This window comes from Actinacidiphila rubida (assembly GCF_900110255.1).
Classification (GTDB): domain Bacteria; phylum Actinomycetota; class Actinomycetes; order Streptomycetales; family Streptomycetaceae; genus Actinacidiphila; species Actinacidiphila rubida.
In genome coordinates, this window is the sequence record NZ_FODD01000007.1 from 39,566 (window position 1) to 56,401 (window position 16,836).

At 71.5% G+C, this 16,836-nt stretch carries 14 protein-coding genes, 1 other RNA gene and 2 pseudogenes; 13 read left to right on the forward strand and 4 right to left on the reverse strand.

The window, feature by feature from the left end; all coding sequences use genetic code 11:
• The first annotated feature begins 215 nt into the window (after positions 1-215).
• From BMW99_RS08820 to BMW99_RS08840, 5 genes and pseudogenes are all read left to right on the forward strand, one after another.
• Positions 216-1,880, forward strand: coding sequence for a serine/threonine-protein kinase (locus BMW99_RS08820; protein ID WP_069466322.1), 1,665 nt, complete (start codon positions 216-218; stop codon positions 1,878-1,880).
• 489 nt (positions 1,881-2,369) lie between these two features.
• Positions 2,370-3,680 (forward strand): annotated as a pseudogene (locus BMW99_RS41995) (serine/threonine-protein kinase); the annotation flags it as partial.
• A 1,144-nt stretch (positions 3,681-4,824) separates the two neighbouring features.
• Positions 4,825-5,943: a peptide chain release factor 2 gene (prfB, locus tag BMW99_RS08830; RefSeq protein ID WP_069467285.1), complete on the forward strand. Its 1,119-nt coding sequence runs from the start codon at positions 4,825-4,827 to the stop codon at positions 5,941-5,943.
• A gap of 242 nt (positions 5,944-6,185) precedes the next feature.
• A complete protein-coding gene (locus tag BMW99_RS39985) occupies positions 6,186-7,136 on the forward strand; it encodes an LPXTG cell wall anchor domain-containing protein (protein ID WP_069467284.1) in 951 nt (316 codons plus the stop codon).
• 176 nt (positions 7,137-7,312) lie between these two features.
• On the forward strand, positions 7,313-7,498 hold the full coding sequence (locus tag BMW99_RS08840) for a hypothetical protein (protein ID WP_075016570.1): 186 nt from the start codon (positions 7,313-7,315) through the stop codon (positions 7,496-7,498).
• A gap of 136 nt (positions 7,499-7,634) precedes the next feature.
• Here BMW99_RS08840 and BMW99_RS08845 read toward each other — a convergent pair whose 3' ends face one another.
• On the reverse strand, positions 7,635-7,835 hold the full coding sequence (locus BMW99_RS08845) for a hypothetical protein (RefSeq protein ID WP_075016571.1): 201 nt from the start codon (positions 7,833-7,835) through the stop codon (positions 7,635-7,637).
• Positions 7,836-8,136: 301 nt separating this feature from the next.
• Here BMW99_RS08845 and ftsE point away from each other — a divergent pair, with 301 nt between their 5' ends.
• The 7 genes from ftsE to BMW99_RS08880 all read left to right on the forward strand — a co-directional run bounded on the left by ftsE (position 8,137) and on the right by BMW99_RS08880 (position 14,389).
• Complete coding sequence (gene ftsE / locus BMW99_RS08850) at positions 8,137-8,826, forward strand: cell division ATP-binding protein FtsE (RefSeq protein WP_069466313.1); 690 nt, start codon at positions 8,137-8,139, stop codon at positions 8,824-8,826.
• Between the two features lie 90 nt (positions 8,827-8,916).
• Positions 8,917-9,834: a permease-like cell division protein FtsX gene (ftsX, locus tag BMW99_RS08855; RefSeq protein ID WP_069466314.1), complete on the forward strand. Its 918-nt coding sequence runs from the start codon at positions 8,917-8,919 to the stop codon at positions 9,832-9,834.
• A 236-nt stretch (positions 9,835-10,070) separates the two neighbouring features.
• Entirely contained in the window at positions 10,071-11,351 is a 1,281-nt protein-coding gene (locus BMW99_RS08860) for a S41 family peptidase (RefSeq protein ID WP_069466315.1), read from the forward strand.
• A gap of 18 nt (positions 11,352-11,369) precedes the next feature.
• Positions 11,370-11,849, forward strand: coding sequence for an SsrA-binding protein SmpB (smpB, locus tag BMW99_RS08865; RefSeq protein WP_069466316.1), 480 nt, complete (start codon positions 11,370-11,372; stop codon positions 11,847-11,849).
• Positions 11,850-12,033: 184 nt separating this feature from the next.
• Positions 12,034-12,420: a transfer-messenger RNA gene (gene ssrA / locus BMW99_RS08870) on the forward strand.
• 323 nt (positions 12,421-12,743) lie between these two features.
• Positions 12,744-13,403 (forward strand): hypothetical protein, encoded by a 660-nt coding sequence (locus tag BMW99_RS08875; RefSeq protein ID WP_069466317.1) that lies wholly within the window; start codon positions 12,744-12,746, stop codon positions 13,401-13,403.
• Positions 13,400-14,389 carry a hypothetical protein gene (locus tag BMW99_RS08880; RefSeq protein ID WP_141726390.1) on the forward strand — a complete coding sequence of 330 codons (990 nt, stop codon included), beginning with the start codon at positions 13,400-13,402 and terminating at the stop codon, positions 14,387-14,389. Before BMW99_RS08875 ends, BMW99_RS08880 begins: the two co-directional genes overlap by 4 nt.
• Positions 14,390-14,393: 4 nt before the next feature.
• Here the strand turns inward: BMW99_RS08880 and BMW99_RS08885 are convergent, their stop codons facing one another.
• On the reverse strand, positions 14,394-14,603 hold the full coding sequence (locus BMW99_RS08885; RefSeq protein WP_069466318.1) for a DUF397 domain-containing protein: 210 nt from the start codon (positions 14,601-14,603) through the stop codon (positions 14,394-14,396).
• On the reverse strand, positions 14,522-15,430 hold the full coding sequence (locus BMW99_RS08890) for a helix-turn-helix domain-containing protein (protein ID WP_069466319.1): 909 nt from the start codon (positions 15,428-15,430) through the stop codon (positions 14,522-14,524). Before BMW99_RS08890 ends, BMW99_RS08885 begins: the two co-directional genes overlap by 82 nt.
• Positions 15,431-15,706: 276 nt before the next feature.
• On the opposite strand from BMW99_RS08890, the gene BMW99_RS08895 reads away from it, so the two are divergent.
• Positions 15,707-16,141 (forward strand): ATP-binding protein, encoded by a 435-nt coding sequence (locus tag BMW99_RS08895; protein WP_075016572.1) that lies wholly within the window; start codon positions 15,707-15,709, stop codon positions 16,139-16,141.
• A 60-nt stretch (positions 16,142-16,201) separates the two neighbouring features.
• Here the strand turns inward: BMW99_RS08895 and BMW99_RS08900 are convergent.
• Positions 16,202-16,796 (reverse strand): annotated as a pseudogene (locus BMW99_RS08900) (alpha-xylosidase); the annotation flags it as partial.
• Between the last annotated feature and the right edge of the window lie 40 nt (positions 16,797-16,836).

A 16,836-nucleotide genomic window follows, 5' to 3' on the forward strand; every position in this document is an offset into this window, starting at 1 on the left:
CAGACGTCACCCGTATGAGCCGCCCGGGCGGCACGGACGTGACGGCCGGGCAACCAACCGTCCCCGGTCGGCGTCCTATGTGGGAATCGGGCGACCGGATCTCCGGCGGCACTACGCTTGGCCGGAATTGAGCGAGAATCGGGGGCGTGGCCGGTGCCGGCCCACGTAAATCCGACACACACGATCACGCTGGGTCACGCAAGGGAGCACACGACGTGCGGCCGGTAGGCAGCAAATACCTCCTGGAGGAGCCGCTTGGGCGCGGCGCCACAGGCACCGTATGGCGCGGCCAGGTGCGTGCGGAGCACGAGGGGGGCGGCAGCGCCGTCGCCGTCAAGGTGCTCAAGGAGGAGCTCGCGAGCGACCCCGACGTGGTGATGCGCTTCCTGCGCGAGCGCTCGGTGCTGCTGCGGCTGCGCCACCCGCACATCGTCCGGGTCCGCGACCTGGTGGTCGAGGGCGACCTGCTCGCGCTGGTCATGGACCTGATCGACGGTCCCGACCTGCACCGCTACCTCCGTGAGAACGGCCCCTTCACGCCCGTCGCCGCGTCCCTGCTGACCGCGGCCGTCGCCGACGCGCTCGCCGCCAGCCACGCCGACGGCGTGGTCCACCGCGACCTGAAGCCCGCGAACGTGCTGCTCGCCACCACCACGGCGGAGGACGGCACCGAGAGCATGCACCCGATGCTCACCGACTTCGGCATCGCGCGCCTCGCCGACTCCCCGGGCGTCACCCGCACCCACGAGTTCGTCGGCACCCCGGCGTACGTGGCGCCGGAGTCCGCGCAGGGACGTCCTCAGACGTCCGCGGTGGACGTGTACGGGGCCGGCGTCCTCATGTACGAGCTGGTGACCGGGCGCGCGCCGTTCCGCGGCGACAGTGCGATCGAGGTGCTCCAGGCCCACCTGACCGAGCAGCCGCGCCGGCCCGGCAACGTGCCGGAGCCGCTGTGGACGGTCATCGAGCGCTGCCTGCGCAAGGAGCCCGGCCAGCGGCCCAGCGCGGAGAACCTCGCGCGGGCGCTGCGGGTCGTCGCGTCGGGCATCGGTGTGCACGCCAGCCCCGCGCAGGCCGAGGCGGCGCTGGGCGTGGCCGCGCTGCTCGGTCCCGACGGCGATCCGACGCCGGTGCCGGGCACGTCCTCGTCGGACTCCGACCGGACGCAGGTGCTGCCGGGCGGCAGCGGGCCCGCGCCCTCGTACGACCCGAACGCCGCCACCAGCGTGCTGCCGTCGGAGCGGACGCGGGTCCTGCCGACGGCCCAGCAGGGGCAGCCCCCTCATCCTCCGCAGCCGGCCCAGCCGCCGCAGGCCCAGGGGCCGCACCCCTGGGAGTCGCAGCTGAGCGCCGCGCGGCACCGCAACGAGCAGACCGAGGTGCGATACCTCGCGCCGGAGGACGACCCGCTGCGGCGGCGCCCTCGGCGCCAGGCGCCGCCCGCACAGCAGCCGTACCCCCCGGGGTACGGCTATCCGCAGCAGCAGCAGCAGGGTCAGGGGCACGGGCAGGCTCAGGGGTACGGGCAGGGGTACGGGCAGGGGCAGGGTTACGCGCCCCAGCCGCAGCGGCAGCCCCAGCGCCAGCCGCAGCGGTACGAGCGCCCCCAGGCGCCCACGCCGCCGCAGCAGGCGCCTGCGCGGCGGGAGCCGCGGCGCAGCGCCAACCCGGTGAAGATCCCCGGCCTCGGCTGCCTCAAGGGCTGCCTCACGGTGATCCTCGTCCTCATCGTGGTGTTCGTCGTGGTCTGGTACACCACCCCTCTCCCCGATTGGGTCAACAGCACGCGCAACCTCTGGGACGCGACGTCCAGTTGGGCGCAGACGGTTTGGGACAAGGTCTCCGCGATCACTGGTGACTCAGGCGGCGGCCACTCCTGACCCTCCCCCCGGGTCCGCCCCGCGCGGACGGCGGTTCGCCCTGCGCGGGCAGCGGGACACCATCAAGGGCCCCCGTGTGTGCCACCGGCCGGGTTGGTCCGAAGGTGACGGCGATCGCCCCTTTGGGGCGGTGGTGAACTGCGGCCGAGTCGTGGCTCGTCGCGCAGTTCCCCGCGCCCTTGGAAGGGGCGCACCCTTCTTCTCGTCCGGACTGGCCCCGCGCGGGCGGAGGGGCTCGCAAGGGGGCCGGACGCCGCGCGGGGCGCGCCCGTTGCGCCGCGCCGCCGCCCGCGGCGAACAGCTCGCGAGGGGCGGGGGACACCCCACGGGACCCCTTACCGTGGGGATTTGTCGACTTCTGGAGGGTGATTTCTCCGGCAGAACCCTTCCTCACTGGGCACCGGTACCCCGAACAGCCCCCGTTCCGCGTAGCTTTGTCGCCAACGCTAGTCGCCAGCGCGACGGACTTCGGAGGAGTCGGAGCAAGCCTTGGCCAGGAAGATCGGCAGCCGGTACACCGCACACCAAGTGCTCGGGCGGGGATCCGCGGGCACGGTGTGGCTCGGCGAGGGCCCGGAAGGGCCGGTCGCCATCAAGCTGCTGCGCGAGGACCTCGCCTCCGACCAGGACCTCGTCGGCCGGTTCGTGCAGGAGCGCACCGCGCTCCTCTCGCTCGACCACCCGCACATCGTCGGCATCCGCGACCTCGTGGTCGACGGCACCGACCTCGCCCTGGTCATGGACCTGGTGCGCGGCACCGACCTGCGCTCGCGCCTGGAGCGCGACCACCGCCTGACCCCCGAAGCGGCCGTCGCCATCGCCGCCGACGTCGCCGACGGCCTGGCCGCCGCGCACGCGGCCGGTGTCGTCCACCGCGACGTCAAACCCGAGAACGTGCTGCTGGACTCGGCCGCCGTGCCCGGCCCCGGCGGCGCCCCGCCCGCCCTGCTCACCGACTTCGGCATCGCCCGCCTCGTCGACTCCCCGCGCCGCACCCGGGCCACCCGCATCATCGGGACCCCCGACTACCTCGCGCCGGAGATCATCGAGGGCCTGCCGCCGCGCGCGTCCGTCGACATCTACGCGCTGGCCACCGTGCTGTACGAACTCGTCGCCGGATTCACCCCGTTCGGCGGCGGCCACCCCGGCGCGGTGCTGCGACGGCACGTCACCGAGACCGTGCAGCCGCTGCCCGACCTGCCCGGCGAGCTGTGGCAGATCCTCGCCCAGTGCCTGGCGAAAGCCCCGGCGTCCCGACTCACCGCCCGCGAACTCGGCCTGCGCCTGCGCGAGTTGCTGCCCGGTCTCGCGGGCGTTCCCGCACTGGACGTGGTGCCGCCGGGAGTTGACGGGCAGACCGCCGAATCCCCCTACGGGGACGAGGAGGACGAGGAGCAGGACGCGCTGCTGCCGCCGCCCCCGTTCCACGACTCGCCCGACGCGGGCGGCGATTACTCCGCGCAGGACCGCCCGCGCGGCGCCGTGCCGCTGGTGCGGGGTTCCGCGCCGGACTCCAGCCGCGACACCCACACCAGCATCAGGCTGCCCACCGCCGAGGAGCTGGCCGGCTACGCGCCCCGCGGAGGCAAGACCGGGAAGACCGGAAAGGGCGGCAAGAACGGCAACGGCGCCGCGAGCGGCCTCAGGGCGTCCGCCGCGGGCCGCCCGGCCAGCCCCCGGCACCGGGCCGTCTCGGACGCGGTCCGGCAGCGCCGCATCACCTTCGCGGCCGCGGCCGCCGCCGCGCTGGCCGTCGCGGGCATCGGCGGCTGGGGCATCGCCTCGGCCGGCTCGGACGGCAAGTCCGGCTCCGGCACGTCCCGTGACGACCACGCGCCGTCGACCGGCGCCACCACCGCCACCCCCAAGGACTCCGCCCACACCTCGCAGGGCACGCCGAACGCGCCGACCGCCGGGGCGGCCTCACCGCAGGGCCGCACCGGCGCGCCCGTCGCCCTGCCGCAGTGGTCGGCGCCGCACGCCGCCCCGGCCGCGGGCGTCCGCCTCACCGGCGGGCCGCGCGCCCTGGAGGTGGACGGCGCCACGTACGTCTTCGCCCGCGGCGAGGACAAGAACGTCTGGTACGTCGTCCACGACGGCTCCGGCTACGGAGCGTGGCACAAGCTCACCGGGATCAGCGTCGCCGACGACCCCGCCGTCGTCTCGGCCAGGGCCGGCCGGATCGACCTGTTCGCGCTCGGCACGGACGGCCTGCTGTATCGCCGTACGTACGCGAGCGGTTACTGGAGCGCCTGGTCGCAGGTGGACGAGCGGACCCGGTTCGACGCGGCGCCCGCCGCGGCCTCGTCCTCGCCCGGGCGGATCGACCTGGTCGGACGGGTCGGCGGCGACCTGGTGACGGCCTCGCTGGTCGGCTCCCGCTGGAACGCGTGGGCGCTGGTCCCGACGGCCGGCCGCATCACCTCCGCGCCGGCCCTCGTCTCCCGGGCGCCCGGCACCCTCGACGCGTTCGTGGTCCGCAAGGCCGACGGCGCGGTGCTGCGGTTGCCGTTCTCCGCCGGGGCGTGGCGGCCGTCCGGCCCGGTCGACGGCCTGGACGCGTCGGCGTCCTCCGCTTCCTCCGCCGGCAGCAGTGCCGACCGGCCCGAGGCGCTGTCCGCGGGGGACCGCCTGTACGTCCTGGCCGGCGGCATGCAGAGCTCCCCGCCCGGCCCCGCCGCCGCCCTGCCCGCCGGGCTGGCCGGCAGCCTGGGGGCCGTCGCCCACGGGCGGACGCTGGAGGTGTTCGCCCTCACATCCGGCGGCACGCTCACCGCGTCCACCGCCGCGCTGCCCGCCTAGACGGGCTCCACGCCCGCCTGGACGGCCCCACGGTCGGCCCGCGCGGGCCGTTGGGGCGCCTCAGTCGCCACTCGCGCGGCGCGCCGTCCCAGGCCTGTGGACAGCGGGACTGGTCCGCCGGACCAGCCGGTAGGCTGGATGCGTGGCGATCGTCGATGTATCCGAAGAGCTGAAGTCCCTGTCCTCGACCATGGGGTCGATCGAGGCCGTTCTCGACCTCGACAGGATGAGGGGCGACATTGCCGTGCTCGAGGAGCAGGCCGCGGCCCCCTCCCTGTGGGACGACCCGGAGAACGCGCAGAAGGTCACCAGCCGGCTGTCGCACCTCCAGGCCGAGCTGCGCAAGGTCGAGGCACTCCGGGGCCGGATCGACGACCTCTCCGTCCTCTTCGAACTCGCGGAGGCCGAGAACGACGCGGACACCCGCACCGAGGCCGAGGCCGAGCTGGAGTCCGTCCGCAAGGCGCTGGACGAGATGGAGGTCCGCACCCTGCTGTCCGGCGAGTACGACGCCCGCGAGGCGCTCGTCAACATCCGGGCCGAGGCCGGCGGTGTGGACGCGGCGGACTTCGCCGAGCAGCTCCAGCGGATGTACCTGCGGTGGGCCGAGCGCCACGGCTACTCCACCGAGGTCTACGAGACCTCGTACGCGGAAGAGGCCGGCATCAAGTCCACCACCTTCGTGGTGAAGGCGCCGTACGCGTACGGCACCCTCTCGGTCGAGCAGGGCACGCACCGCCTGGTGCGGATCAGCCCCTTCGACAACCAGGGCCGCCGCCAGACGTCCTTCGCGGGCGTCGAGGTGCTGCCCGTCGTGGAGCAGTCCGACCACGTCGACATCGACGAGGGCGAGCTGCGCATCGACGTGTACCGCGCGTCCGGCCCCGGCGGCCAGGGCGTCAACACCACGGACTCCGCGGTCCGCATCACCCACATCCCCACCGGCATCGTGGTCTCCTGCCAGAACGAGCGCTCGCAGATCCAGAACAAGGCCAGCGCGATGAACGTCCTCCAGGCCAAGCTGCTGGAGCGGCGCCGCCAGGAGGAGCAGGCCCTGCTGGACTCGCTCGGCAAGAGCGACGGCGGCAACTCCTGGGGCAACCAGATGCGTTCGTATGTCCTGCACCCGTACCAGATGGTCAAGGACCTGCGCACCGATCACGAGGTCGGCAACCCCCAGTCCGTCCTCGACGGCGACATCGACGGCTTCATCGAGGCGGGCATCCGCTGGCGCAAGTCCCGTGAGAAGGCCGACGCGTAAGCCCTTTCGCACCCGTCATGTCACAGTGATGTGGAGAACTGCCGGGCACAGTCGGGCAATTCGCGCATTGTGTGCTTAATGACCTTGACGCTCCCGGGGAAAGCCGCGAGGGTGTTGCGCGGCATGCGCGTGAACGAGGCGTAGGCGCACGGGGGTGAGCGCAAGCCGGTCCTCCCAGTGGCACGGCGCACCTCCACAGCGGCGCGGCCCCAAGCAGACATCTACTGGGGGTACTTGAGAATATGAGCAGGGCCAAAGCCAGCACACGGCTGCGCATGACGCGCATCGCCGCAGCTGCGGTGATCGCGGCCGGCGCCTCCCTGACGGCCGTGGGCGCAGCCCAGGCTGTGACGACGAACGGCAGCAGCGCGCAGGTCAAGCCGCTTGACGGCGAGTCGGACGGCGGCACCATCGGTGGCCAGACCTCCATCGGCGGTTCCGACGACGGTGGTTCCGTCACCGTCGGCGGCACCGTGTCCATCGGTGGCTCCTCCGACAACGGCGGGACGTCGGACAACGGTGGGACGTCCGACAACGGCGGCACCTCCGACAATGGCGGAACGTCGGACAACGGCGGCACCTCCGACAACGGCGGAACGTCCGACAACGGCGGCACCTCCGACAACGGCGGAACGTCCGACAACGGCGGAACGTCGGACAACGGCGGCACCTCCGACAACGGCGGAACGTCGGACAACGGCGGGACGTCGGACAACGGCGGCACCTCCGACAACGGCGGAACGTCCGACAACGGCGGAACGTCGGACAACGGCGGCACCTCCGACAACGGTGGGACCTCCGACAACGGTGGGACGTCGGCCAACGGCGGCTCCAACGGCAACTCCGGTGGCTCGACCACGAGTGGCGGCAACAGCGGGGGCTCCTCCACCACCAGCGGTGGTTCCTCGTCCACGGGTGGCTCGTCGTCGTCCAGCGGTGGCTCGTCGACCTCGGGTGGCAACAACAACACCTGCACCCTGACCGGGGACAGTGTCGACTGCGGGAACAACAACCCCGGCCCCGACAACACCCAGCAGGTCCCGCAGGGCTCCACCACGAGCCAGCTCGCCGAGACCGGTTCGAACGGCACCACCTTCATGCTGATCGGCGCCGCGGCCCTGATCGCGGGCGGCGTCGGCTTCCGCTTCACCCCGCGCCTCGCCGGCGCGCGCCGCGACAACACCGCCGCCTGATCCCCACCCGGGCAGCACCTCGCACACCCCAAGGCGGGGCCTGGACCATCCAGTCCGGGCCCCGCCTTGCTGCTGCCCGACCCGCCCTACTGCGGCGGCGCGGGCACCAGAACGGGGATGGGGCACCGGTTCGTCGCTACTTCGGGCCCGAATGGGACCTCGAGAAGGTGCAGGATTTGGCCGCCGAGGTCGCGGCGTTCCCGTTCGAGGAGAGTCCGCGCGCCGACGTCACCGAGGCGGTGCTCCGGCGGGCACTGGGCGACCCCGGGCCCGTAGCGGCCGTGGGGGACTTCGACGACCTCGTGCGAGTCGTGGGAATCGTCAACATCGCCCGCGTCCAGGCGCCGGCGTCTGCGGGGTGATCGTGCCGAGGCTCGGGATGTCGAGTCGCGAACTCGGTGCGCTGGTCGTGGACGCCGAACGGAAGGCACAGCTCCGCTGACGGCGCAAGCGCACGGCGCGATCGGGCGGATACGCGGAGTGATGAATCGCGGAGCGTTACGCCGTGGCGTGTTCGACGACCAGGGCGACGGCCAGGAGGGCCACGAGGAGGGCGATCAGGGCGGCGGGGGAGATGGAGGACCAGGGGTTCTCCAGCTTCTCCTGCTGCATACGCGCACGGCTCGCACGGCACACGGGGCAGCGGCCCTCGCTCACCGGGCCGGCGCAGTTCGCACACACCAGTCGGTCGCACGTCATGCGATCTCCTCCTCCGTCCGGTGAACGCCCCCGGTTCACGAATCGTTCCCGGGGGCCTGTGCTCTACTCCCTCTGGGGGACGTAGACCCTTGCTTCCACTGTGCCAGGTTCTGGTGGATGCCGCCCCCCGCAGCCGGAACGCGGGGTCCGGATCACGGGGCGGGCGGGGCCAATGACGGGCTTGTCCGGTATGCCCTGTGGGCAAGGCCACCAACCCTCCACGGCGACTGCGCAGCGCCCGCACCTTCGCGTAGTGTCGCCCCCATCCCCTGTCCGCTCACCCCGCAAACCTGGTGCGAACGTGATCCGATTCGACAGCGTCACCAAGACCTACCCCAAGCAGAACCGTCCTGCGCTCCGGGACGTCTCGCTGGAGATCGAAAAGGGGGAATTCGTCTTCCTGGTGGGTTCCTCCGGTTCGGGAAAGTCCACTTTCCTGCGGCTGATCCTGCGCGAGGAGCGCACCGACACCGGCATGGTCCATGTTCTCGGCAAGGACCTGGCCCGCCTGTCGAACTGGAAGGTCCCGCACATGCGGCGCCAGCTCGGCACCGTGTTCCAGGACTTCCGGCTGCTCCCCAACAAGACCGTCGCGGAGAACGTGGCCTTCGCCCTCGAGGTGATCGGCAAGCCCCGCGGCACCATCCGGAAGACCGTCCCCGAGGTGCTCGACCTCGTCGGCCTGGCCGGCAAGGAGGACCGCATGCCGGGCGAGCTGTCCGGCGGTGAGCAGCAGCGCGTCGCCATCGCCCGGGCCTTCGTCAACCGGCCCATGCTGCTGATCGCGGACGAGCCCACCGGAAACCTGGACCCGCAGACCTCGGTCGGCATCATGCGCCTGCTCGACCGGATCAACAGGACCGGTACCACCGTGGTGATGGCCACCCACGACCAGAACATCGTCGACCAGATGCGCAAGCGTGTCATCGAGCTGGAGAAGGGGCGGCTGGTCCGTGACCAGTCGCGCGGTGTCTACGGCTACCAGCACTAGCCGCTGAGCCCCGGCGGCCGAGCCCGCCGGTACGCAGCCGAACAGCTGAGCAGCCCGTAGAGCGCCCGCCCCCGAAAGGAACCTCACCCCATGCGCGCCCAGTTCGTCCTGTCCGAGATCGGCGTCGGTCTCCGCCGCAACCTCACGATGACCTTCGCCGTGGTCATCTCGGTCGCCCTGTCGCTCGCCCTGACCGGTGGCGCCCTGCTCGCCAACAAGCAGGTCGACTCGATGAAGGGCTACTGGTACGACAAGGTCCAGGTCACCATCTACATGTGCAACAAGGGCGACGCCGCGTCGACGCCCAACTGCGCACGCGGTGCGGTCACCGACGACCAGAAGGCCGAGATCCTCAAGACGCTCAAGGCGCAGCCGATCGTCGACAAGGTCTACTACGAGTCGGCGGAACAGGCCTACAAGCACTACCAGGAGCAGTTCAAGCGCTCCCCGCTGGCCAGTTCGGTCACCCCGGACCAGATGCAGGAGAACTACCGGGTCAAGCTGAAGGACCCGACGAAGTTCGCCATCATCGCCAGCCTCTTCAACGGCCACCCCGGCGTGCAGTCGGTGTCCGACCAGCGCGAGGTGCTGAAGAACCTCTTCGACCTCCTCGGCGGCATGACCACGGTCGCCTACGTGGTGCTGGCGTTCATGCTCACGGTGGCCATGCTGCTGATCGTCAACACCGTGCGCGTCTCGGCGTTCAGCCGCCGGCGTGAGACCGGCATCATGCGGCTCGTCGGCGCGTCCAGCTTCTACATCCAGATGCCGTTCATCATGGAGGCCGCGTTCGCCGGCCTGGTGGGCGCCGGCCTCGCCTGCGCGATGCTGCTCGGCGGCCGCTACTTCATGGTCGACGCGGGCCTGAAGCTCCAGGACAAGATCCCCCTGGTGTCCTTCCTGGGCTGGGACTCGGTGATAGGCGTGCTCCCGCTGGTGCTGCTCATCGGCGTCGTGATGCCGGCCCTCGCCGCGTTCGTGGCCCTGCGCCGCTACCTGAAGGTCTGAGCCGCGGCCCGGCGACGGGCCGATCCGGCCCCGGCCGGTACGTCACGCGAGAGCCCCGCGTACGCCTCATCCGGCGTGCGCGGGGCTCTTGTTGATACGCCGGGACAGGTCGCCGCCACGGCTCCCGGCACGACTCGTGGGTACGTCTGTGACGTCCGGTACGGGTGCTCGCGGTGGCATATGCGAGACCGGCAAGCTTTCCGTACCGCGTCCGTTTGTCGCCTAGACTTCCGGCCATGTCCGGCCCGCCGTTGTTCGGGACGCCCCGCCGTCTGCGCCGCGGGGCCACCCTGACGTTGGTCTTCGGCACCATGCTCGCGACGGGTGCGGCGGCCGGCAGCCTGACCCAACCGGTGCAGCGCAGGCCCGAATCCCGCATCGAGGCCGCGCCCGTCGCCGACGCGGCCGGCTCGCAGGCCACCAGGACGCGCGCGACGCAGTACGGCGGCACCGGCACCGGTGACGCCACCCAGGACCCCGGCGCGGACCCCGACGAGGACACCGCCACCGGCACCGGCGGCCCCGGCACCCTCGACACCGGCCGGATCGCCAAGGAGATCCAGGACGGCACGGTCGGCGCCTCGACCGTCGAGAGACTCGTCAGCCGCAGCGGCGACCGCTGGTCCTCCTTCTACACCGCCCAGGAGTACGCCGGCCTCCAGGAAGCGCTCGACGGCCGCTACGTCGGCGTGGGCCTGTGGGTGCGGCGGATCGACGGCGGGCGCATCGAGGTCGCCCGCGTCCAGGACGGCAGCCCGGCCCTGCGGGCCGGGATCGAGGTCGGCGACGTCCTCACCGCCATCGGCGCCACGAAGTGCACCGGCCTCGCCGTCACCGAGGTCGTCGCGGACCTGCGCGGCGACAACGTCCCCGGCAGCGAGGTCACGCTCGGTGTGCAGCGGGGTACGCGCAGCTGGACGGTGCCGCTGCACCGCGCCACACTCGCCACGGAGGCGGTCACGGTGAGCAGGCCCGCCGACGGGCCGACCGTCGTCGCGGTCGACGCGTTCACCCGCGGTGTCGGCGCCCAGGTCCGGGCCGCCGTGCGGGACGCCCCGCGCGGCGTCCTGCTGGACCTGCGCGGCAACTCCGGCGGGCTCGTCACCGAGGCCGTCGCGGTCGCGTCGGCGTTCCTGGACGGCGGGCTGGTCGCCACCTACGACGTGCACGGCAGCCAGCGGGCCCTGTACGCGCAGCCCGGCGGCGACACGCACGTCCCGCTCGTGGTGCTGGTCGACGGGGGCACGATGAGCGCCGCGGAACTGCTGGCCGGGGCGCTGCAGGACCGCGGCCGGGCGGTCGTGATCGGCACCCGCACCTTCGGCAAGGGCTCGGTGCAGATGCCCAGCACCCTCCCCGACGGCTCGGTGGCCGAGCTGACCGTGGGCCACTACGACCTCCCGGACGGCCGCAGCGTCGACGGCCAGGGCATCGCCCCCGACGTGCAGGTGCCCGACGGCCAGGACCCCGTCGTCGACAGCCGCGAGGTATTCGCTGGCCTCGGAGCCCCCTCGTAGTGGGAGAATGGCTCGGTTATGGCTAAAGAGACCGGTCGCAAGATGATCGCGCAGAACAAGAAGGCGCGGCACGACTACCACATCCTCGACACCTACGAGGCGGGCCTGGTGCTCACCGGCACCGAGGTCAAGTCCCTGCGTCTGGGCCGCGCGTCGCTGGTCGACGGCTTCGCGCAGCTCGAGGGGAACGAGGCGTGGCTGTACAACGTGCACATCCCCGAGTACACCCAGGGAACCTGGACCAACCACTCCGCACGGCGTAAGCGGAAGATGCTGCTGCACCGCGCGGAGATCGACAAGCTCGACCAGAAGTCGCAGGAGACGGGCCACACCGTGATCCCGCTCGCCCTGTACTTCAAGGACGGCCGGGTGAAGGTCGAGATCGCCCTCGCGAAGGGCAAGAAGGAGTACGACAAGCGGCAGACGCTGCGGGAGAAGCAGGACCGCCGCGAGACGGACCGCGCGATCTCCTCGGCGCGGCGCCGGCAGCGCGCCTAGCCTACGACCGGGCCGGGCCGGGCTGGGCTGGGCTCGGCTGGGCGGATCGGCCCAGCGGATCGGCCGAGCCGCAGGTGACGCCCGGGTTGCCGGGCGGGGAATGCGCTGGCACGGGTCGGCGTTCTTCCACTACGATGGGCATCAGCCACCCCGACGTGGGTGGTGCACCTTGAAAACACCACATGGGGATGATCGGTTTCGACTGGGGATGTCGAAGCAGGGGAAGCGAGCCGAGGAAGCGGCAATGATCTCGTAAACCATATGCCGAAACCAATAATCGCCAATTCCAAGCGCGATTCCTCCGCCTTCGCTCTCGCTGCCTAATTAGCAGCTAGCGAAGACTCTGCGGAGTGTCAGCCCGGGGCTGTTCCCGACCCGGATCCTGGCATCATTTAGGGGACTCAACCGCCGAGCCCGGCCACGGGGCACGGCGGGAGAACTCACAGTGGCTGGGCCCGTCGGCGGCTTGTCCGCGTGACTGCCGGGGCCGAGAAAAGCACAGCGGACTGCGCTCGGAGAAGCCCTGGTTCCGCACCACAGGACGCGGGTTCGATTCCCGCCATCTCCACTCATCCCATGCGCCGACGGCGCCCTCTCGCGAGGGCGCCGTTCGGCGTTTCCGGGCAGGTAGGTGCCGCGTCCACCTGTCCGGCGCGGCGCCATCCGCTTGTGTACTCATTGCGATGAGTGCGCAGTCGCGTGGACGCGGTGCGTGAGCGGCGGCTACCGTACGGTACTTGGGCGTTGCATGAGTGGCTGCCGACGACTGATGGGGCGGAACGGGGGGCGTTGCCGACGCCCGCCCGTACGGCCGTCTCCCGCGCGACGGGGTCGCGAGCGCGATGCCGAGTCCGGCGCCGAGACGCGCAGTCCACACGGGAGACAGGCCTCACGATGGCACGCCGAACGACCGTTACCGCAGCAGCCTGCACGCTGGCCGCGGCCGCTCTCGTCCTCACCGCCTGCGGTGGCGGCGGGGACAAGAAGATCGCCGCGACCACCACGGGCACGCCGGCCGGGGCACCCAGCGCCAGCGCGACGACGGCTCCCCCGACCACCACGTCGGCGCCAGGGGCGCCGACGTTCGACTTCCCGCCGGACGTCAAGGTCGTCGTGGACCCGGACACGACGGGGGACGCGGTCAAGGACGCGGTCCTTCGGGACCAGGGGTACGGGTTGCAGGCGATCTTCCTGGCTATCGCCAAGTTGGACCCGGCCGTCACCCAGTTCCACAGGTACGTGATCGAGTCGGCGGCCGAGGACTGGTCCTCCAAGATCGGCTGGGGGAAGAGCAACCACGAGTCGATCACCGGCACGGTTCTCTTCTACGACCGGAAGGTCAACGTCACGGGCGCGACGACCGCCGGAGTCACCTTCTGCCAGAGCGAACGCAACTCGCACGGCAAGGACACCAAGTCGGGCAAGGCCATCATGACCGCGCCGAGCCTGGACGATTTCACGTTCCACACGGTTCTCATGCGGAAGTCGGCGGACGGGACCTGGCAGATGGCGAACTACAAGTCGCAGGACCGAGCCAAGAGCTGCGAACGGTGACCGCCAGGAGCAGCAGGCTGCTGTTGGCCTTAGCCGCGGTGGAGGCGTCCCTCCTCGTGCTCGCGTGGCCGAGTGCTGCCGGGCCGTGGGGCAACACGAAGACCCCGCCGTCCGACCACAAGACCCCGCCTCCTTCCACGACCATCACCTCCGAGGTGCGCTACGAGCGCAGCTACAACGGGCCGGGGCCGAAGATGGCGCCGGTGCAGGGTGCGCAGTGGTCGCCACCGGCGTGCTGGTACGAACCGAGGTTCACCCCCAAGCAGTTCGAGGACTACCTCAACAGTCACTACGTGTCGGACCAGAACGCCTTCGCCGACATGGCGAGGCAGTACGGCGTGGACAACTATCACCAGGGCGACAAGGGCGCTTGGTGGACCTTGGAGGTCCCAGACCTCAGCAGGGCCGGTGAGTGTGCGGGCATCGACGACTGGGCCTGGATTCCGCCGGGGAAGCCGCCGGCGGACAAGCCGGCCATCGACCCGAGGACGCTCGCCGGGCTGGCGTACGCGGACACCGTGCTGCCCGCGCCGCCGGTGACGCTGAAGCCGCCGCCGGAGAGTCAACTCGTCAACCTTGCGACGGAGTTGACGTTCACCCTTCCGCTGCAACGCGTCACCGTGACCGCGAGCCTGAACAACCGCGCAGCCGGTGTCCACGTCGCGGCGACGACGGTCGCGGAACCGTACGAGCTGCGGGTCGACGCGGGCACGCCCGACGCCGATCCGGCCACCTGCACGTACCCGCTCACCAACGACGGCGGGACGTACCGACTGGACACCCACGGCGCCCCCTGCAATGTCACCTACCGCAGGGCCTCGCCGCACGGCGGCTACACCCTGAACACGTCCATCGTCTGGAAGGTGCACTGGACGCCTTCCGCGAACCCGGACGGTCCCGCGGCCGCCACCCCCGCACTGCCCGACGGCGAATCCGCCGCACCCACGACGGTCACCGTGCGCGAGAACGAGGCGATCGTCCGCTGAGCGGTCAGAGGGTGCCCTCGCGGACGGCGCTCAGGAAGTCCGCCCACGCGGCCGGAGTGAAGGTGAGGACGGAGCCCTCGGGGTCCTTGCTGTCGCGCACCGCGACGGTGGAGGCGCCGCCGATGGCGACCTCTACGCACGCGTGGCCGTCCTCGTTGCCGCTGTAGCTGGACTTCTGCCACAGCAGGGCGCTCGCTGGCCGGCCGGTTCGCATGAGGTGAACTTCTCCAGTGCCGCTTGGATCAACGCCGCGGAGTCGGAGGGCGACGCAGCGCATGCTTTGATGCGATCGTACTCGCGCATCCGGCGGGCGACGAAGTCCTTCCCGTCCATCGCCTCACCGTAGCCGGCGCCCTCCTGATAGGCCGTGGTGGAGTTGTCCGGCAGCGTCAGCAGGATCGCGCTTCCGCTCATGATCGGATATCCCCCGATGGAGAAGGGGACGACCTGAATCGTGGTGCGCGGTGTGTCGGCGAGGGGGAGCAGCGCCGCCAGTTGGTCGCGCATGACGTGCACGCCGCCCACCGCACGTTGCAGAACCGCTTCGTCGATGATGGCCCAGAGGTCCGGGGGGTTGTCCCCGTGAAGCCGTTCCTGTCTCGCCAGCCGTTTGGCGACCAACTCGTCGACCCTGCAGGACGAAAGCTCGTCGTTCTTCTCGAACAGGGCACGCATATAAGCCTCCGTCTGCAGGAGGCCGGGGACGATGTTCGCGCCGTACTCCTGGATCCGGACGGCGCGCGACTCCAACTCGAGGCAGGCATCGAAACGCACGGCAACGCGCTCGCGTTTGGTGATCTGCCACAGGCCGGTGAACAAGATCCCCGTGCCGAACGCGGCGTCCAGCTTCTCCGGGAGCGGGGGTAAGGGGAGGCGGCGTTCCCCCACTTCCACGCCGTGGAGATGGGACTTGCTGTAGTTGACGATCTCCGCGAGGCGGTCGAGGGACAACCCGGCGGCGACGCGCAGCCGTCGCTGCTCCGCTCCGAACAAGTCCCCCGCGGAGCTGGCGGGTTTGAGCTCGCGTGGGGTGGGTGCCATGGCCGCGTCCTCCCGAAGTGGTGGGCGCTACCGAGCGTAGTGCCGTGGTGTGACAGCGGGAACGCGGAAAGTGAACGCGCTTGTCCCACGACGAGGTTGGGGACAAGCGTTGGCCAGGGATATCGCCAGGGTGCGGGTGGGGGAGAGGGCGGCGGTGTGCCGGGCGTCGGGGCGGGACGGCGAACCCCTGGGCGACGGGGCGTGACGGTTCGACGATGGCGGCACGTCGGAACGTCCGACCGGCCACGTGCCGCATGCCGTCCGGAGTCGCGCACCATGAACACCGTTCCCCCCGCAGCCACTTGGGGTCCCTGGGAGGCCGAACTCCCCGCCTGCGTCTGGCGCCTGCCGCGCCACTCCCGCAGTGTCGGCCGGGCCCGTGCCCGCTTCCGGAGCCAGGCCGGGCGGTGGGATCTCGCGGAGGAGACCGCTGAGACCGCGGTCCTGCTGCTGAGTGAACTCGTCACGAACGCGGTCCGCCACGGCCACGTGCGCGGCCGCCACATCGAGGTGCGCTGCGTCCTCGCCCCCACCGTCCTGCGCGTGGACGTGTCCGACGCCGGCCGGGGCGTCCCCGTGCTCCGCCAGGCCGCTGCCGAGGACGAGTCCGGCCGCGGCCTGACCCTCGTCGCCGCCCTCGCCACGACGTGGGGCGTCCTCCCCCGCCGCCACGGCATCGGCAAGACCGTCTGGTGCGAGATCTCACGCTGACACGTGCGGAGGGCACCGTGCCCGGGGCCGGTCGCCCGCATCTGGAAGGGGACCTCGGCGTCACTCCGTCCCGAGTGTGCGGAGGCGCAGGTCCGTCTCGTCGGAGATGAGTTCGGCGGTCCAGCCCGCGGGGGCGTCGGGGGAGGAGACGGTGACCTCGGTGCCGATGCGGGTGACCGCGAAGGTCGCGGCGGTCGTGCCGTCGGGGGCGGGGACCGGGCAGCGGACGGTGGTGGCGTCGGCGGGCCGGTAGACGCGGAGGGCGAGGCCGGAGGCGTAGTCGTAGGACGGGCGGTCGTCGACGGCGCCCCAGGGGAGGACGGTGCCGGGGCGGACGAGCAGCGGGAGGCTGTGGAAGCCGTGCGTCTCCTCGACCCAGCGGGGGCCGGTCACGGTCCGGCCGGTCAGCAGGTGCGTCCAGGTGCCGGCGGGCACGTAGTAGCCGACCCGGCCGTCGTCGCTGAAGACCGGGGGCCACCAGCAGCGCGTCGCCCAGCATGTACTGGCGTTCCAGGTGCGCGCACGCCGGGTCGTCGGGGAACTCCAGGACCATCGCGCGCATCATCGGCACGCCCTCGTCCCGGGCCTGGCAGGCGGCCTGGTAGAGGTACGGCATCAGGCGCAGCCTGAGGCGGGTGAAGGTGCGCAGCACCTCCGACAGTCGAAGCGCTTCGATTCGGGAACGTAAGGCGGCC